Consider the following 17,415-nt stretch of genomic DNA (forward strand, 5'->3'; position numbering starts at 1 on the left):
TAATTTGTTATCTTTAAAAGCGACAAAGATAATGCAGACCGAACGCAATCAAGCTTGCTTGAAATTGCTTGCAGTGTAGCTTATCTTAAGCTTATGCAAAGGTATTAACAATTTAAATCTAACGTGTATGGGAGCTAAGAAAAATTTTGTGATTGATACGAATGTGATTCTTCACGATTATAACTGTTTGAAGAATTTTCAAGAGAATGACATTTATCTTCCCATCGTAGTCCTTGAAGAACTGGACAAATTCAAGAAAGGTAATGAGCAGATTAATTTCAATGCGCGTGAGTTCGTCCGTGAGCTTGATTTGATTACCGATGATAATCTGTTCACCAAAGGGGCGCCATTGGGAGAGGGCTTAGGCCGTCTGTTTGTGGTGGCAGGCATGGTGGACTCTCCCCGAGTACGTGATTCCTTTCCCGAACGCATCCCCGACCATCAGATTCTGTCGGTAGTGGACTGGCTTTCCACCAAAAAGCCTAAAATGAAAACCATCCTTGTCACGAAAGACGTGAATCTGCGCATGAAGGCGCGTTCCATCGGTCTGCTGTGCGAAGACTACATCAATGATAAGGTAATCAATGTGGATATATTCGAAAAGTCGAATGAAGTGTTCGAGGGTATTGACCCTGCGCTGATAGATCGCATTTATTCTTCCAAAGAAGGACTGGACATCAACGAGTTCGATTTTAAGGACATCATTCGTCCCAACGAATGTTTTGTGCTGAAGAGTGACCGCAGCAGTGTGCTTGCGCGTTATAATCCCTTTGCCCATTCGATTTGCCGGGTCCACAAGACAAAGAATTATGGCATTGAGCCGCGCAATGCCGAGCAGAGCTTTGCTTTTGAGGTGCTGAACGACCCGAACATCAAGTTGGTTGCCCTGACCGGCAAGGCGGGAACCGGCAAGACCCTGCTGGCATTGGCCGCCGCATTGGGAAAACTTACCGACTACAAGCAGATTCTCCTGGCACGTCCCATCGTGGCCCTATCCAATAAAGACCTTGGATTCCTTCCCGGTGATGCCAATGAGAAAGTGGCTCCTTACATGCAGCCTTTGTTCGATAATTTGAATGTAATCAAGCATCAGTTCGCTGCCAATTCCTCTGAAGTGAAACGCTTGGAGGATATGCAAAAAAGTGAACAATTGGTCATCGAGGCATTAGCCTTTATCCGCGGGCGCAGTTTGAGCGAGACCTACTGTATTATTGATGAAGCCCAAAACCTGACTCCGCATGAGATTAAGACCATCATCACCCGTGCCGGTGAAGGCACAAAAATGGTGTTTACCGGTGATATTCAGCAGATAGACCAACCCTATCTGGACAGTCAGTCCAATGGGCTTGTTTATATGATAGACCGCATGAGGGACCAGAATTTGTTTGCCCATGTCAATCTGGTGAAAGGGGAGCGTAGCCAGTTGAGCGAGTTGGCAAGTAATCTGATGTAGCGGATACCGCATTTTCTGGGGTAAAATTATTTCCATCCCGCTTTCCAACTGTTAAAACGAGGGTGGCGGGATAGTTTCTTTATAGACGATAAATAATTATTATAATATTTTTTTATCGATTTCTTGTCCGTTTTGACTAAAATAGTGTATCTTTGCCTCGCCTAAAACAAAACTGTCAAGCGAAATGAAGCGAAATTTTTTTCATCGGTATCTTTCCGCGAAAGTGCTTCCGATATGGACTATTCTATTAATTGACGTATTTATCATCGTCATATCCAGTCTGTTGGCCTATGCTCTCCGATATGATTTCAGAAGCATTTTTTTGGAATCCTCTACCATTGACAAGACCATTTTATGGACGGTTGTTGTCAACTTGATTTTCTTCCGTGTTTTCCGTACGTATTCCAATGTGTTGCGCTTTTCCTCCTTTGTGGATATCATGCGCATTTTTGTGTCATTGACGGTGTCGTATGCACTGCTGATGATAACGAGCGTCCTGACGGAAAGCTATTTGGAGTTCAACCTGGCTCCGGTCAGCGTGCTGTTCATGTCTTATATCATCAGCTTTGCCATGATGGCATGCTCCCGTGTGATTGTCAAGACTTTCTTCGAGGCGCTGAACTTCGACGGCACCCATAGTGCCAATGTGTTCATTTACGGTGCCAAGGAAGCCGGGGTCAACATTGCCAAGGCATTGCGTGTCAATCTGCGCAACCACTACCGTCTGCGCGGATTCATTGCGGACGAACCTGAGCTTATCAACAAGGTGATGATGGGTGTCAGGGTGTTCCCCAACGATGATACGCTGATTGATGTGCTGAACGACCGCGATGTGCAGACCATCATCATTTCTCCTGCCAAGATGGAGGAACTGAAGAAGTCCGACATGGCTGACCGCCTGCTGGTGCACAACATCAAACTGATGACTGCGCCTCCTTTGAGCGAGTGGAACGGTCAGGCGCTGAGCCGCACACAGTTGAAGGAAATTCAGATTGAGGACCTGCTTCAGCGCAATCCTATCGAGATAGATATCCATAAGGTTGCCTCTCATCTGGAGGGCAAGCGTGTGATGATTACGGGCGCCGCCGGCTCCATCGGCAGTGAAATCATGCGCCAGGTGGCTTCGTTCAATCCCTATAAACTTATTTTAGTGGACCAGGCCGAGACCCCTCTGCACGACATCCGTCTGGAACTTCAGGACCGTTGGCGCGACATCGATGCCGAGACCATCATAGCCGACATCTCCAATGCCACGCGCATGGAGGATATCTTCAGGGAGTTCAAGCCCCAGTATATTTTCCATGCGGCCGCCTACAAGCATGTGCCGATGATGGAGGACAACGTTTCCGAGTCCATCCAGGTGAACGTATTCGGCACGCGCACCGTTGCCGATCTTGCCGTGAAATACGGTGCCGAGAAGTTTGTGATGATTTCTACGGACAAGGCTGTTAACCCTACAAACGTGATGGGCTGTTCCAAGCGTATTTGCGAGATTTATGTGCAGTCTCTTGCGAAGAAGTTGCAGAAGGAGGGAGGCCATGCCACTCAGTTCATCACTACGCGTTTCGGCAATGTGCTGGGTTCCAACGGTTCTGTCATTCCCCGTTTCCGCGACCAGATTCAGCGTGGCGGTCCGGTGACGGTGACCCATCCTGAGATAATCCGTTACTTCATGACCATTCCCGAAGCTTGCCGCCTTGTTCTTGAGGCCGGCAGTATGGGCAACGGCGGTGAAATCTACATCTTCGACATGGGTAAGCCGGTGAAGATTGTGGACCTTGCCAAGCGTATGATCAGCCTTTCTGGACGTACGGATGTGAAGATTGAATTTACCGGTCTCCGTCATGGCGAGAAGCTCTACGAAGAACTCTTGAATGTGAAGGAGCTTACAAAGCCCACCTATCATGAGAAGATTATGATTGCTACGGTGCGTGAGTATGACTATGACGAGGTGAAGGAGCGTATCCAGAAGCTGATTGATGTAAGTTACACCTATGACCAGATGAAAATTGTTGCTGCCATGAAGGATATTGTTCCGGAATTCGTGAGCAAGAATTCCTGCTTTGAGGCGCTGGATAAGAAGAAATAAAAAGATAGCGGTATAGTATAAAATGAAAGGGTGATAACGTCATTGTAGTGTTATCACCCTTTCAATTTTATTGTCTTCTTGTCAGCCTTTTGTCTCATTCATGTGAAGAGAAGTATTTCAAGAACTGTGTACGTTCGAAAGTATTGACTCCCTTCGGGTCGTTTACGTTCAGAATACCTTTGAACTGGCTGATGGTTTCCATACCTTTGCGGTCCATCCACAAGTTGAGGAAGCGGATGTATTCTTCAATGATGGTAGCTGAATTCTGATAAAGCACACTGCATATCTCTACGGCCGAAGCACCTGCTAATATTGCCTTGACAACGCCTTCGGGCGAGTGGATACCACCGGAAGCGGCATAGTCCAGCTTGTTTACGGCTGCCGAAGCGATGCCTATCCAGCGCAGGGCTTTAGACAAATCGGCTTCATTGCTGAATACGTTGCCGGATACTTGTATCATTTTCTCAATGTTGATGTCCGGCTGGTAGAAGCGGTTGAACAGCACTACTGCGGCGGCGCCGTTGGCGTACAGTTGGTCTATCAGAGCTATCGGATTGGTCAGGTTGTCGCCCAGCTTCATGATGACGGGTATCTTGACCGTCTTCTTGATGTGGCTCAGAATGTCGATGTGGCGTTGCTCGAAGGTTCCATATGTATACTGTACATCCGTCTGCAGTGCAAGGATATTGATTTCCAGTGCGTCTGCACCAGCTTCTTCTATTTTGGTGGCAAATTCCACCCAGTCGGCATTCTGATAGCAGTTGATGCTGGCTATGATGGGGATATTGCAAACCTTTTTGCTTTCCTTAATCAGGTTCAGATATTCACCCAGCTTATGTTCGCGGATATATCCTACAAGGTAGTCACTGCCTTCGGGGTACATGTTCGGGTCTCCCATCCAGTCAGCCTCCATCATGATTTGCTCTTCAAAGAGTGATTTTAGCACAATGGCACCTGCGCCGGCCTCAGATAGTTTCTGGTTCTTGGCGGTGCTGTCCGTCAGTCCGGAGCTACTGACAATAATGGGGTTTTTGAGTTTCAGCCCTGCAAAAGTAGTTTCTAATGTTGCCATGATAATGATTTTTTATGGTTAATAGTTTCTTTCTCCAAAAATCTTGCTTCCTACACGTATCAAGGTGCTCCCGGCTGCAATGGCCTCGTGGTAATCGTGAGACATTCCCATGGACAGTTCCCGGAATGACTCTGCATCGGCAAACCACTTGGCTTTCACTTCATTGAAGAAGCTACTTAAAGAACAAAACTCAGTTTTGATTTGTTCGTCATTGTCCGTATTCGTGGCCATGCCCATCAATCCGCATATCCGGATATGATTGAGCTTTCTCCATTCACCGGCTGCCAGCATTTCCCGGCATTCGTCAAAGCTGAATCCAAACTTGGTCTCTTCCCGGGCAATGTGCAGCTGCAGCAGGCAGTTGACAGTTTTTTCGGCTTTGGCAGCCTGCTTGTTCACTTCGGCCAACAGCTTGTAGGAGTCTATGCCATGAATCAGCGCTACGTAAGGAACGATATATTTTATTTTGTTTGTTTGCAGATGCCCGATGAAATGCCATTCTATGTCTTTGGGCAGACTTTCGTATTTGGCAGTCATTTCCTGCACCTTACTTTCTCCGAACACACGCTGGCCGGCACGATACGCTTCTTCTATCGCCTCGTTGGGGTGAAATTTGGAAACAGCCACCAGCCGTACCTTTTCAGGCAGTTCGCTCAGTACTTGTTTTAAATTCTCTGCAATCATCGTTTTTTTGAGTTATGAGTGATGAGTTATAAGTTATGAGTTATTATTGCGACCCATAACTTATAACTCATCACTCAAATTAAACTTCCGGTTTGTCGTCGGGCTCTGCACTGTACGGATATACATCCATAATGGCGGTTTCCGCTACAGATGCTATCTGATAGTCGGCCATTGTGCCTTTCATGCCCTCATCCAGTTTCTTCACTGCATCACGCAGGTCGGCAGCCTGCACCAATACCTGGGTAGAGGTTTTCTTTTCCGCACCGCTTTTCTCGTCCAGTGTGATGAAAACCAGTTTACATTTAAACCAGCGGTCGGCAGCTTCCTCTTCGCTGGGGAACAATTCGCTATAGTTGGCACGTTTGATGTCCGATACGGTGAACTCTCCCGAAATGAACGGCGTCATCTCTTCGATGATGCGTGCTTCCGCTTCCGTAAAACTGAGGGCATCCACCAGGTACGGTTCGGTCACCTTCTTGTTCATTCCATTTTCCATTGTTTTCTCGTAACGGATCTTACATTCAAACCATGTATGCATTGCCATAATTTTCTGTTTTTAATTATTGATTTATTGTTAGTTAAGCTGCTTTATGCGTGCCTATGCCCGCCGAAAGCAGTGCAAAGATAGCCAAAAACTAAATGGATATAAAAAGTTGCCTTGCATTTTACGTGAAAATTTTATTGGAGAACCGGGACGGTACGTATGGGCATAAAAAAAGGAGTACCGCTGTACTCCAACCTTTGTTAACCTTAAATCTAATACTATGAAAAACACATTGCAAATGTACGGACTTTTTCGACATTTGCAAGAGTGTCGGGGCATAAAGTGTGTATTTGTAACACTTATTATATTTTATACCTTTGTACTACATCTTTTTTAAAACTTGAGGTGTGTTGCTGAAACATAAATTTGCATCTGCTTTGCTTCCACACTTCCACCCACCTCCTGTATCTCCCTATCCATCGGCATTTACCCTGCGGTGGAAGCAACCTGAAAAGGTGGAAGCAAAATTTGCTTCCACCTGCCGAAAACGTCTGAGTTTTGTCGTAACTTATTATTCTTTAATATAATATCGCGCGTGGGTTACATAAATCGGTCAGTGTAGTTTTCCTGCATTTTCGAGTTTGCCCGACTATGAATAGTGGAGTCTGATGTCTTTTAAGTTGCTGTACAATACGTTTGTGCCTTGTGCGCAATAGGCGCGGGCTACGTACTTCATCTGTAAAAGCCTTGGAGTTAGTGACGCCTAACGGCCATGAACAACCCTGCTTATGGTCGTTAAACGATTGCTTCATGGCCATTAGCAGAGCTGTTCATGGCCGTTAGGCGTTATTAATTCCCTATGCAACAGTGGACAAACAAAGGGCGAAAAGTAAAGTAATGCTTGTGTTTTAGATAGAAATCCATGGGCTTTCACTCTCTCCATAGGTTATGGAAGTGGGCTTTTATTTCACTTGCGTTCTGTGCGATAAATTCCCATTTATCAGTAGGTATATTTACGAAACTTCAATAATACATTTATAAACTGGCAACGGACAAGGTACCGGGCATTTGCCTGAAAGACCTTATCAGTTCCACAATGCCGCCCAAGGTAATGGTATGCACCACGGGTACTTCGCAATAATCCCCGTTGCGGTGTTCCCTGCCGCCCAGGGCAGAGATAAGCTCGTCCACCACATCGTCTATGTAAACCAGATGCATCACCACCGAAGGGTCGTTCACCCGGATGGGCAAGTCATGGGCAATGTTGTTGCAGAAAGTGGCCACCGCGCTGTTATAGTTGGGGCGGCACCATTTGCCGAAAACATTCGGGAAGCGGTACACCAGTACCTTTGCATCCGTTTCCCTGGAGTACTCGAACAACAGTTGCTCCCCTGCCCGCTTCGATTCACCGTAAGGGTTGTCGAGTGCGGCCTGCGTGGAAGAGGAAATCATTACCGGACTGGTATTGCCGTGCTTCTTCAATGTATCAAGCAAGGTGGAGGCGAAGCCGAAGTTCCCTTTCATAAACTCAGACGCATCCTGGGGACGGTTCACGCCTGCCAGATTGAAGACAAAGTCAGCTTGTCTGCAATAGACATCCAGTTCGGCAGGGTCACTGTCCATGTCATATTCGTAAATGGTAAGTTCTTCACCTGCAATGCCGTAATTGCGGGCTTTCCCGTCACGGATGTTGTGCAGCTGGGATACAAGGTTCCGGCCGACAAACCCTCGGGAGCCGGTCACTAAGATTTTCATAAACTAATGGGATTGGATAGGATGGAAAAGTTAACAATGGCTATACTATTCGCTCTTGATTTCCGCGCTCTTCGCCTTTTCCTCCATCCCGAGGTCTTCGCGGATGAAGCGGAGTTTCAAAAGAAGCTTTTTCATGCCCTCCACATCCAGGCGGGCGGTGTTATGGCTGTGATAGTCCTCTATACGGGCAATATCCTCATTGCCTTCCGTGAAGAACTTGTCATAGTTCAAGTCACGGGTGTCGCAGGGGATGCGGTAGTAGTCGCCCATGTCGACAGCCTTTGCCATCTCTTCGCGGGTTACCAGTGTCTCATACAGTTTCTCGCCGTGGCGCGTGCCGATGGTCTTCACCTCCGTCTCACCGTATTTCGGATCAACCTGCGCGTATGTTTCCTTCAAGGCCTGCGCCAGTACATCCAAGGTGGCGGCAGGAGCCTTCTGCACGAACAGGTCACCGTTATGCCCGTGCTCAAACGCATAGATTACCAGATCCACGGCATCGTCCAGCGTCATCATGAAGCGGGTCATGTTGGGGTCCGTTACCGTAATGGGCCTGCCGTTCTTTATCTGCTCCACCCACAAGGGAATCACAGAACCGCGACTTGCCATCACATTGCCGTAACGGGTGCAACAGATGGTCGTTCCTGCCTCCTCACCCAACGCACGGCCCTTGGCTATGGCAACCTTCTCCATCATGGCCTTGCTGATACCCATGGCATTGATGGGATAGGCGGCCTTGTCGGTAGAAAGCACCACCACATTCTTTACACCATGCGCTATGGCAGATTCCAGTACATTGTCCGTGCCGATCACATTGGTCTGCACAGCCTGCAACGGGAAGAACTCGCAACTGGGAACCTGCTTCAAGGCGGCGGCAGAAAACACATAATCCACTCCTACCATAGCACCATCAACGGACTGGCGATCACGCACGTTACCGATATAGAATTTTATTTTCGGATTTTGCAAGGCATGCCGCATATCGTCTTGCTTCTTCTCATCACGGCTAAAGATGCGAATTTCCTTGATTCCGCTATTAAGAAAGCGACGCAATACCGCGTTACCGAAAGAACCTGTTCCGCCAGTAATCAATAAAACTTTGTCATTAAAAACAGACATAATTATAAATATTTATATTACCTATATAGAAACTATTTATAGAAGTGATCTATAATGATTACGATATAATTCATATACAACATCAGTCCTATAAGAACTCCACACTTTTTCGTAAGCTTTTATACACATTTCGTCAGCCAATATTTTATTTTCTATAGCCCATTCAATAGACTTTACAATATTTTCTACTGATTTTTCATGAATTAGTATACCACAATGCGTACCATCTAATGCAGTTAACATATCCGCTATTGCCGCTCTAGGAGTTGCTATTACAAGTTTTCCATAACTCATAGCTTCTAATATTGATATAGGAAAGGCCTCACCCGGAAAATATGTCGGTAAAATAAGAGTATCCATCTCTTTCAAGAACCGTACTGCTTGTTGATTTTCCAATTTACCATAATAAAATATTTTTTGCTCCCACAGATTGGCAGCATACTCTTTTAGTAAAAAGAACATCTTTTCCGTTGCAGGTCCTACAATATGCAACTGAATATTATACTTCACCTTTTTCACAGCCTCTATTAATTCAAAAATGCCCTTAGTAGGTAACACATTCGCCATAAAAATAAAATTCGTATAACTTTTAGATGCAATACAATCCAATCTATCTACTTCTATGCTATTAGGAGTTAATCTCACTTTATCGCAAATGTCCGGTATTGCAGATAAAGCATTAAAAGAATATTTATCCAAAACCCATATTTGATCGTAATATTTCATTGTTTGCAACAAAGCCCATCTCATGAAATTATTATGCTCCAATATATCAGGAATACAGCCATACCGGCAATGCATAATTGTTTTAACACCATATTTTTTACACAATTTTCCTACTTGATAATCCCTGAAAGTTCCTAAAGACCCACTTGTTGTAGTATGTAGTATCTTTACATCATTTTCTACTATATTTTTTTTTAATTGTTTAATTATAGAGCCTACCTCCTGTCCCCCTTTTCTTAATCTTTCATAAATTGGAGCTTGCATATTTTTTGATGACAATACAGAAGAAATAGGGATTAATCTAAATTCTTCTGTCGGAAAGGTATCTATATACTTTTTTGTCCACGAAGCGATACCACCATTTCCGTACAAGGGAGCTAATAAAATTACATTCACCATCAACCTATAAATTAAGAATAATAATTCACCTATCTAATGACAAGCAGATGAGTATAAAAGATTAGTATGCTTTTTTTATTGAAGCATAAATAATATATCTATTATAATATGTGTAGATTAAAATAGTAACTGACATTAATATGATAAATAATGTCAAAGAAGTATTCATATATATACCAATAAAAAAGAGAGAGAAAAACGCCTCAAAAAGAACATTCTTCCAATGATGTATTTTCAATATGTTATCTGTTACACTCTTTTGAAGTATATATTGCATAAATGAACCGACAAGCATGGCTATTGCCATACCTTGTAGACTTCTAAATAGTGCTGACAATATATACAAACTTACTGCAATAAGTACAGAAAGCATATTTATGAGCAACAATTTATTTTGCATATTTATGCTTTTCAAATAGGTTGTATACAAAATTTGAGATTTAATAATATACAAGCTCGTTGGTAACAATATTAAGATATAATTTACACTTTCTACATAAGCGGGAAGTACCATATATATAAAAAAAGAGATTGGTATAATCATAAAATACCCCCACATCATAATATACCCAATCAAAAAGTCACCATTATTTAAAACACGTACCACTGTTTCGCTATTCATGTTTTTCAATAAAGGGAAAAGTACCATTCCTAATTGCGATACAAATGCCAAAAAGAACATTGAAATAGAAACAGCAAAAGATAGTTTGGCAAAAGCTTCAACATCCCATACATATTCAACAATCATACGTCCACTACCTAATATAAAATGAGAAAGCACATTAGATAGCATTAAAACAAATCCGACAAAAACAAGTGATTTCATAGTTTTTATACTTCTTCTATTATCGTCACTAAAACCCTCAAAATTAAACAATACGCCTTTAAAATTAGGTAATAAAAGCAGAACAGAAATAATTGAGGTAAACAAATACCCTCCAATAATATATAAGAATTTATTCTCAATAGGAATAAACATTATTATACATGAATAAACTATCAGCAATATTTTCGATAAGCCTAAAGCCCTACTATACAATAAAATTCTATTAGTTGACAAAAGTAAACTGGTAAAAAAAGAATTTGTATTTGCAATAAATGCATATAGCCCAATACTCATTAAGACAATTTTATATACAAAATCCAACTTTGACAGAATAGCAATTAATATTATTATAGCAGAAACTAAAATCTGGAATATCAAATAATAAGAAAACATTATAGACAATTCATGAAAATTTATAGAATCATTTTTTTTCCCTCCATATCTGAGATACAGCCCATCGCAAAAACCTAAATGAAGGAAACCAACATATCCTGAATATAATATAAAAAATTGCCAATAACCATAATCTACAATTGAAACAAATTTAGGTAAGACAAATGAAAGTAAAACACTTGCCAACATGCTTAAAGAGTTTGCAGACGTAGCATAAAAAGCATTCTTAATGATTCCTTTCATATCTTTTACAATGGAGCTTCCACAGAGTGAATCAATCGATTTAACCACTGCTCAAAATCATAGTGTTCTATCAATTTCATAGGTATAGTAACACTTGGAGTAGCCAGAAAATCACAAATAGCTGTCTTATCTAAAGTATCATTCAATATAAAAACATTGTTTGGAGAATAGAAAGGATACTTTTTTATATTTCCATTATTCGTTATTATTTTTTTTTTGTAGAATAAAGCTTCCATTACTCTAAGGGTTAAACCCTCTTGCCCAATCTTAGGAATATCAAGTAGAGCTTTCGATTGAGCTACATACTTACAAAGTTCATGATATGGAATTTTTCTATATTGCCCAAAAATATTTTTTTTCACACACTTTATGTAAGTACACAGTTCTGTACAAGATAATACCATAGATATTTCATCTAATACATTTCCTCTATTTTTATCCAAACCTATAAAGAAGATATCAAAACATTCATCAACAGACAATTGAGCCAAAGAAGGGAAATAAAAAGTATTAGCAAACTTTAGATTATATTTTTTCGCATCCGCTTCATCAAAAGTCCAGCATTCCCATCTTGTGTCAAGTTTCAAATGAGCACAATTAGTTTTATCAATTGTATTCCAATAGTAATAAATAAGCCGTGAAGTACTATTTGCTCCAGCTTCTATCTGCCTTGCGACTTTATCAGAATTCAACATAGAGTCAAAAAGAATTATCATATCATAATCCACATAATCTTCAATCCATCTTTTCTTATAAAGAAATGAAGAAAATGGCAAACCAAGTCTACAGAATAATAATATTATTTTTCTATAAACAGCACTATTTATATATGGATTAGGAGTTGCAATTCCTAACTCATTCAATTCCTTTCCAAAATAACTACACCCTATAATTGCCACTTTCATAATCAATGCAATAACATACCTAATTAGCACCTGCAATAATTACTGGTTTTTTATATATACACGCTTCCTACTCCTTAATACATTCATTCCAACAATTAAGAGAATAGCACACATCGTAGCATTATATGAAGTATATATATATGATATACAACCCGCTACAGGTATAAACATTACAAAAAAGCATTTCAAAAGAGTTTCAAATGAAACTACAGAACTTCTTCGTCTCATTACTAATGAACAGAGAAATAAGTAAACAAACGTTATCATAAAAGGTCCTATCTTCCCTGAACTAATAATAAAATTCCCAAGATATGTATAAAAGACACCACATTCCATATGAGACTTGCTGGTCATCTCTTGCTGATATGCAGTTCCGCCATCATAATCACCTATAATAAAATGATGAATTGCAGGGAATAAATATTTCGTTGTAAATCCCTCTGGCGAATCATATCTGTCCCAAAAATAGCAAAAATGAATATAAGCCTGCCCCGCATATTCAATTATACTACTTGCACCTCCTAAACCAGTATCTCCAAAACGTGATATTGTCACAATTGCCATATACGAAACTATTAAAAGGAAAAAAACGGCAGTCATAGATACAGCTATTTTTTTTGTTTTTTTACTCATATTTTTCCAAAACAAACTGCCAGCTAAACCGAAAAAAAGAATCCAATAGAATGTCCTAGAACGGTCAATTCCTATAATACCTATTAATATACAAGGCAATGAACCTATTATAGCCATAAGATTATAATATCTTGATTTTTGCAGATATGTAATACTAAAGAAAAAAATAAAAATCATTACATAAGACATATTTGCAAAAGTCCTCATCGGGATTAGAAATAATTCTATATACTTTGGATAAGAAGTAAATCCAAGTCCTTCGCCTTGATATGTAAGTGCCCGTAATTCTCTCAAATTTCCATAAGTAAAACGAAAAATGATATCATTTTTATAAGCTAAAAGCATAACTAAAAACGATATAAAGTAAAAATAAACCAAACAATCAATAAATAAAGAACTACGGCATGTTACTTTTTCAATCCGATTACTTTTAAAAAAATATAATGGGAGAATTGCAACTGTCAATAGAGTACAATAAATAATAGTAGGAATCAGAGACTCTTCATACATTACAACAATCTGATAATCAAGAATATGAATTAAAACAGAAAATAAGGACGTTAGAACATATAGAAAAGCCACATAAGCACAAACATCCCATCCATTCTGTCTCATTATGTAAAAAAACAAAAGTAAAAAGTAGAAAAAAGGAATAAAAACCATAATTTATATCTATTCCTTTGGTTTATCCTATTTTATAATATATAAAATCCATCCCTCTCAATTCCTCTCCATTGTAGATATTACGACCATCCAATACAACACAATCTTTCATTGTTTTCCCTAATATAGACCAACTCGGCATCCTGAACTCTTTCCACTCCGTCACCAGCAACAATGCATCCGCATCCAACACTGCATCATACATATCCGTAGCATAAGCAATCCTATCCCCTATCCTACGTTTGCATTCATCCATCGCAATCGGGTCATAAGCCTTTATATTTGCGCCAGCCTCTATCAATTTATCAATCAGCACTAATGAAGGAGCCTCTCTCATATCATCCGTTTCGGGCTTGAAAGCCAAACCCCATAAAGCAATTTGCTTGTCTTTCAAATCTCCATTATAATGTTTCAACAACTTCTCAAAGAGAATACTCTTCTGACTCTCATTCACTTCTTCAACAGCTTTCAATACACGCATCGAATAGCCACTCTTCTCTGCAGTCTTTATCAACGCCTTCACATCCTTCGGAAAACAAGAGCCACCATATCCACAGCCAGGGTATAAAAACTTACTACCAATACGACTATCTGCACCAATACCTTTACGGACCATATTTACATCAGCACCAACCAATTCACAAAGGTTAGCAATATCATTCATGAAACTAATTCGTGTAGCTAACATAGAATTGGCAGCATACTTTATCATCTCAGCACTGGGAATGTCTGTAAATATCAACCGATAGTTATTCATCATAAAAGGCTTATAAAGACGTTCCATTATAATCTTTGCCTTTTCTGATTCTACACCTACTACTACACGATCGGGCTTCATGAAATCATCTACTGCATCTCCCTCTTTTAAGAATTCTGGATTGGAAGCCACATCAAACTCTATCGTTACATTACGGTTGTTCAATTCTTCTTGAATGACAGACTTTACTTTTTTTGCAGTACCCACAGGAACCGTACTCTTTGTCACAACCAGTAGATACTTATTCATGTTACGGCCAATGGTCCGAGCGACTTCCAACACATATTTCAAATCAGCGCTACCATCCTCGTCAGGAGGGGTTCCGACTGCACTGAATACAGCCTCTACATCATCCAGACATTCCTGCAAGTCTGTTGTAAACTTCAGACGACCGGCAGCATAATTACGGTGTACCATATCTTCCAGACCTGGTTCATAAATGGGAATAATGCCTTTCTTCAGATTTTCTATCTTACCTTCCTGTACATCCACACAAGTCACATCAATGCCCATTTCTGAAAAACAAGTGCCTGTCACCAAACCAACATAACCAGTACCAACGATTGCTATTTTCATATTACTTTTGTATACTTTTGATTATAAGTGATAAAAAGAACGATACCAATCTATCGTTTCCTTAACTCCCTCTTTAATCTGTTTACTGGGCTTAAATCCTAATTCATTCTGCAAAGCCGTAGTATCCGCATTAGTCTGATAAACATCGCCCGGCTGCATTGGTAGGTACACTTTCTCAGCTGAACGACCTATTACTTCCTCAATAGCTTGGATAAAATCCATAAGTTTCACTGGATGAGAATTGCCTATATTGTATATCTTATAGGGAGCGATAGAAGAACTAGGGTTAGGAGTTTGGGCATTCCAATTAATATCAGAAGTAGGAATATGGTCTATTACACGAAGAACTCCCTCAACAATATCATCAATATAGGTAAAATCACGTAACATATCACCATTATTAAAAACCTTTATCGGACGACCACGCAACATGGCATCCGCAAAAAGAAAAGGTGACATATCCGGTCGTCCCCAAGGACCATAGACTGTAAAAAAACGCAAGCCAGTAGAAGGGATACCATACAAATGGCTATAAGTATGAGCCATCAATTCATTGGATTTCTTCGTCGCAGCATAAAGGCTTACAGGATGTGCGATACTATCTTTTTCAGAAAAAGGAACTTTTCCATTCAATCCATAAACACTACTGGAACTGGCATAAACCAAGTGTTTCACCTGGTAATGACGACAACCTTCCAATATATTCAAGAAACCATCTATATTACTTTCCACATAAGCATACGGATTCTCTATGGAATAACGTACTCCAGCTTGAGCCGCAAGATTTATGACCTTATCAAAATATTCATTGGCAAAAAGCATCTGCATGGCTTGTTTGTCTTTCAAATCCATACGTATAAAACGAAAGTTCTCAAAGAGAATGCTTTGCACAAATCTATACCAGTCTACAGCTTCCTTCTCAATACCCAATATTCTAAGACGACCATATTTTAATTTTACATCATAATACGCATTTATATTATCTATCCCAACAACTTCATCTCCACGATTTAGCAGCCGTTTACACACGTAAGAACCTATAAAACCTGCAACACCAGTAACTAAAATCTTCATTATAACAAGGTTGTGTAATTATTCGAATAATATATTATTTAGAAGATGGGGGAACACTTATTAGAGGGTAAGTACTTAATATAGCATTAATTAAAACATGTCATAGTTAGTTAAACTAATCCAGAATGAAACTTTCCCCAACATTGGTACAGCACCTCCTGATAATCCTCTATACAACATTTCTAAACCTCAACACTACATCCGTAAACCTCAACTTTAGAAATCAGCTAACGCTCAATCTTTTTATGCAGACGAAATACGTCTTTCTTCAAGCAGATTTTTTTAAGATATCTCCTCAAACGGATAAGGATTTTCCTCTATATTCTTCAGTTCCTCCATGGCTTCCAGCTGTTCTGCAATTAAGGTTGACTTATCCCAACCATCTACAATGGCATGAACTTCCTTCAACAAAGATTCCTCATAAACCTCCCCATACGTATAAGTCAGCAGACGAGCCTTTAGCAAAGAGGCAGGAAGTTGTTCCAAAATAGGATAAATCCGGTCCAGTACTGCTTGCTTCTTCTGCTCTTTATCACCATCGTTATAGATAGTGGCATTATACCCCATCAAAAGAGCGAGACACAAATTCGCTTCCTCCTCAACATCGGAACTCTGAGTCAAAAAAAGAGAATCGCACTTGACGAGGATTTCTTTGTTCAACCGGCAAAAAGTGTCGGAATAGACCGACTTACCGTCCACACCAGAATACATCAACTCACGGGCTGCATGTTGTAGCTCGAGAGCACGGGAAAGTAAAGAATTCATCTTTATAGTAAGTTTTTATTATTTATAGACAAAGAGAGGATATCCTTCGACAAGCTCAGGATGGCAAAAAAACTATTTATCTTTTATGATTTTCAAGTAGGACTTGGGGACCTTTACACTTGCCGTCAAAAGGTCTTTAATATGAATAACGACGTATGTTTTATTGGCTTCGATGGCAACCTCACCTTCAATACCGCTGAGTTCGCCTTTGATAACTTTTACTTTATGCCCAACAGTAAGAATTTCGCTATTAAGGCTGACACCGTCAGGATTCAGATCCATCACGAACATAAAATCCTCCATTTGCTTATCCGGTACTACTAGCATGGAATGCGTGGCAAGATCCTTCATATAAAAAAGGGGGACATTATAAATGTTGGAAATATCGCAGGCTGTCTGCTTGGTGGAATGAACAAATACCAAATTGCGGATTACCGGAACTTCGCTACGCTTACGACGATACTTCAATTGAGAAATGACAAAGCGCGTGGGAAGATAATAGTCAAGCTCCAAATGCTCTTCCGATTTAAGTCGGTCCAAAGATTTCCGGACTGTGAATTCCTGCTTGTCACGGGTGCGAGCCGCAAACCAATATTTCTGTTGTTCAGTCACTTAGAAATTTTCTTTCGAATGAATTAGCTCAGTTCCGGGTGCGCTTCGCGGTTTGAACGAGACATTTTCCCACCCAAACCGTATTGTACACTTTTGCAATGATAATAAGCTATTAAAGAAGATATTAGACTCATAAAAGTGTCCAATAAACGTTCGTTTAATGAACGCAAAGATAAGCTGTATTTTT

At 40.5% G+C, this 17,415-nt stretch carries 14 protein-coding genes and 1 pseudogene; 2 read left to right on the forward strand and 13 right to left on the reverse strand.

Going from position 1 to position 17,415, the window contains the following annotated elements:
- Positions 1-127 precede the first annotated feature (127 nt).
- On the forward strand, positions 128-1,453 hold the full coding sequence (locus tag CSD97_RS16905; protein WP_005831374.1) for a PhoH family protein: 1,326 nt from the start codon (positions 128-130) through the stop codon (positions 1,451-1,453).
- 184 nt (positions 1,454-1,637) lie between these two features.
- Entirely contained in the window at positions 1,638-3,542 is a 1,905-nt protein-coding gene (locus CSD97_RS16910) for a nucleoside-diphosphate sugar epimerase/dehydratase (RefSeq protein WP_005831372.1), read from the forward strand.
- Positions 3,543-3,636: 94 nt separating this feature from the next.
- On the opposite strand, the gene CSD97_RS16915 is transcribed toward CSD97_RS16910, so the two are convergent.
- From CSD97_RS16915 to CSD97_RS16980, 13 genes and pseudogenes are all read right to left on the reverse strand, one after another.
- On the reverse strand, positions 3,637-4,614 hold the full coding sequence (locus CSD97_RS16915; RefSeq protein ID WP_098032765.1) for a dihydroorotate dehydrogenase-like protein: 978 nt from the start codon (positions 4,612-4,614) through the stop codon (positions 3,637-3,639).
- A gap of 18 nt (positions 4,615-4,632) precedes the next feature.
- Positions 4,633-5,298: a YggS family pyridoxal phosphate-dependent enzyme gene (locus CSD97_RS16920; protein WP_098032766.1), complete on the reverse strand. Its 666-nt coding sequence runs from the start codon at positions 5,296-5,298 to the stop codon at positions 4,633-4,635.
- Between the two features lie 79 nt (positions 5,299-5,377).
- Complete coding sequence (locus CSD97_RS16925) at positions 5,378-5,842, reverse strand: DUF4494 domain-containing protein (RefSeq protein ID WP_005831367.1); 465 nt, start codon at positions 5,840-5,842, stop codon at positions 5,378-5,380.
- Positions 5,843-6,829: 987 nt separating this feature from the next.
- A pseudogene (locus tag CSD97_RS16935) lies at positions 6,830-7,537 on the reverse strand (NAD-dependent epimerase/dehydratase family protein); the annotation flags it as partial.
- 45 nt (positions 7,538-7,582) lie between these two features.
- Positions 7,583-8,656: a polysaccharide biosynthesis protein gene (locus CSD97_RS16940; RefSeq protein WP_098032768.1), complete on the reverse strand. Its 1,074-nt coding sequence runs from the start codon at positions 8,654-8,656 to the stop codon at positions 7,583-7,585.
- A gap of 36 nt (positions 8,657-8,692) precedes the next feature.
- Positions 8,693-9,781 carry a glycosyltransferase family 4 protein gene (locus CSD97_RS16945; RefSeq protein WP_098032769.1) on the reverse strand — a complete coding sequence of 363 codons (1,089 nt, stop codon included), beginning with the start codon at positions 9,779-9,781 and terminating at the stop codon, positions 8,693-8,695.
- A gap of 61 nt (positions 9,782-9,842) precedes the next feature.
- Entirely contained in the window at positions 9,843-11,243 is a 1,401-nt protein-coding gene (locus CSD97_RS16950; protein ID WP_098032770.1) for a hypothetical protein, read from the reverse strand.
- A 5-nt stretch (positions 11,244-11,248) separates the two neighbouring features.
- Positions 11,249-12,148 (reverse strand): hypothetical protein, encoded by a 900-nt coding sequence (locus tag CSD97_RS16955; RefSeq protein ID WP_143272437.1) that lies wholly within the window; start codon positions 12,146-12,148, stop codon positions 11,249-11,251.
- Positions 12,149-12,187: 39 nt separating this feature from the next.
- Positions 12,188-13,396 carry an O-antigen polymerase gene (locus CSD97_RS16960; RefSeq protein ID WP_143272438.1) on the reverse strand — a complete coding sequence of 403 codons (1,209 nt, stop codon included), beginning with the start codon at positions 13,394-13,396 and terminating at the stop codon, positions 12,188-12,190.
- Between the two features lie 70 nt (positions 13,397-13,466).
- Positions 13,467-14,777, reverse strand: coding sequence for a UDP-glucose/GDP-mannose dehydrogenase family protein (locus CSD97_RS16965; RefSeq protein WP_098032773.1), 1,311 nt, complete (start codon positions 14,775-14,777; stop codon positions 13,467-13,469).
- Between the two features lie 21 nt (positions 14,778-14,798).
- Positions 14,799-15,851 carry an NAD-dependent epimerase gene (locus tag CSD97_RS16970; RefSeq protein WP_098032774.1) on the reverse strand — a complete coding sequence of 351 codons (1,053 nt, stop codon included), beginning with the start codon at positions 15,849-15,851 and terminating at the stop codon, positions 14,799-14,801.
- A gap of 282 nt (positions 15,852-16,133) precedes the next feature.
- Positions 16,134-16,616: a UpxZ family transcription anti-terminator antagonist gene (locus CSD97_RS16975; RefSeq protein ID WP_098032775.1), complete on the reverse strand. Its 483-nt coding sequence runs from the start codon at positions 16,614-16,616 to the stop codon at positions 16,134-16,136.
- A 72-nt stretch (positions 16,617-16,688) separates the two neighbouring features.
- Entirely contained in the window at positions 16,689-17,228 is a 540-nt protein-coding gene (locus tag CSD97_RS16980) for a UpxY family transcription antiterminator (protein ID WP_098032776.1), read from the reverse strand.
- Positions 17,229-17,415: the final 187 nt, after the last annotated feature.

Origin of the sequence: Bacteroides sp. AR29 (assembly GCF_900217715.1) — a bacterium.
GTDB lineage: Bacteria > Bacteroidota > Bacteroidia > Bacteroidales > Bacteroidaceae > Bacteroides > Bacteroides uniformis.